We start from the raw sequence: 1,847 nt of genomic DNA, 5'->3' as shown, positions 1-1,847 counted from the left end.
ACCGGGCGGGCGATGCGGATGTGGCCGATGTCGCCGCCCTGGCCGGTGGCGCCGCGCTCGGGTCGGCCGCCGAGGATGACGCCCGCGCCGATGCCGGTGCCCACCTTCACGAACAGCAGGTTGTCGACGTCGGGGTAGCGCTCGCGGACCTCACCGAGGCCGAGCAGGTTGGCGTCGTTGTCCACGAACGCCGGGCAGCCCAGCGCGGCGGACAGGGTCCTGGCGACCTCGACCCCGTGCCAGCCGGGCATGATCGGCGGCTGCACGGGCCGCCCGGTCCGGAAGTCGACCGGGGCGGGCAGGCCGACGCCGACACCGACCAGCCGGGCCCGGTCGGGGCCCGCGTCCTTGAGCAGGTCGCGGAACCGCCGCACGACGGTCTTGAGCACCACGTCGGGGTCCTGCCCGACGAGCAGGTCCTCGGTGCGCTCCGCGAGCATCCGCCCGCCCGCGTCGGTCAGCGCGAACCGCGCGTGCGTCACGCCCACGTCGGCGGCCAGGACGAGCTTTCCGGTCTCCTCGAACGACAGCACCTCGGCCGGCCTGCCCGCGGTGCCGCGCCGCTGCTCGACCGCGCGGATGTAACCGGCCGAGATGAGCTGGCTGAGCCGCAGCGCCACCGTGGACCGGGACAACCCGGTCAGCTCCTGCAGGTCGCGCCGGGTCTCGACCCGCCCGGACCGGACGAGCGCGAGGATCTCGCCCGGCGACGCCGTGAACCCGCTGCGCGCCACCGGGGCGTCCCCTCTCGCCAAGGGCGTCGGATGCGCTGCCACGGTCGCGGTCAGCCCTTCTCCGCGCCGCTGGTCAGCCCCTGCGAGAGTAGCCGTTCGGTCAGGAAGAACAGCAGCACCACGGGAATCGTGATGACCACCGACCCGGCCATGAGCACGGTCGTGGGTACCTCGATGCTGCCCGACAGCTGCGCCAGTCCGAGCGAGACGGTCCAGGAGTCGCGCCGCTCGACCAGGAACAGCAGGGCGAACAGGAACTCGTTCCAGGCGATCATGAACACGAAGATCCCGGTCGCCACGACCGACGGCATCGCCAGCGGCAGGCTGATCCGCCGGATCACCCCGATCCGGCTCAGGCCGTCGACCAGGCCCGCCTCCTCCACGCCGCGCGGGATGGTCTCGAAGTAGTTCTTCAGCATGTAGATGGCCACCGGCACGGTCTGGGCGATGTAGACCAGCACCAGGCCGGCCAACGAGCCGCGCAGGTGCATCCTGGTCAGCACCACGAACAGCGGTATCGCCAGCACGATGGCCGGGAACAGGTACACCGCGAGGAACAGCGAGCCGACCTGCCGCCGGCCGAAGAACTCCAGCCTGCTCACCGCGTACGCGCCGGGGATCGCGATCACCAGCGCCACCAGCACCGAGGCGACGGCCACGACGGCGCTGTTGCCCAGCAGGGCCAGGAACCCCTGACCGCCGTCCGCGACCGGCCGCAGCACGTCGGCGTAGGTGGACAGGGTGAGCTCGCCCAGGTCGACCAGCAACGAGCCCGGCCGGCGCAGCAGGTCCTCGATCGGCCGCAGCGACAGCACCACCATGTAGTAGAACGGCAGCAGGGTGGCGATCAGGAACACCACGACCACCACCGGTCGCAGCACGGCGAGCACGGCCCGTTCGACGCGGTCGCGCGTCCACCGCTGTCGCGTCACCGCCCGGCCCCTCCCCGTCGCCGCAGCAACCACAGGTAGGCGCCGAGCAGCACGACCAGCACGGCGGCGAGGAACACGGACTGGGCCGCGGCCGCGCCGACGTTGCGCTGCACGGTCAGCAGCTCGTAGACCCGCACGCTCACCACCTCGGTGCCCGCCGCGCCACCGGTGAGCAGGAAGA

General features: G+C 72.2%; 2 protein-coding genes and 1 pseudogene. All 3 read right to left on the bottom strand.

All coding sequences use genetic code 11. The annotated features are described in order from the left end of the window. Window positions 1-734: ROK family transcriptional regulator (locus AB0G02_RS31725; RefSeq protein WP_360801431.1), on the bottom strand; the 734-nt coding region annotated here is incomplete at its 3' end. Window positions 735-784: 50 nt separating this feature from the next. After that, window positions 785-1,666, bottom strand: coding sequence for a carbohydrate ABC transporter permease (locus AB0G02_RS31720; RefSeq protein WP_360801428.1), 882 nt, complete (start codon window positions 1,664-1,666; stop codon window positions 785-787). Then, window positions 1,663-1,847, bottom strand: a pseudogene (locus AB0G02_RS31715) (sugar ABC transporter permease); the annotation flags it as partial. The pseudogene AB0G02_RS31715 and the gene AB0G02_RS31720, both read right to left, overlap by 4 nt.

Source organism: Actinosynnema sp. NPDC023658 (assembly GCF_040639995.1).
In the GTDB taxonomy this organism is placed as follows: Bacteria; Actinomycetota; Actinomycetes; order Mycobacteriales; family Pseudonocardiaceae; genus Actinosynnema.
Note: the sequence above shows the minus strand (reverse complement) of the source record. Positions and strands in the feature narration are given on the sequence as shown.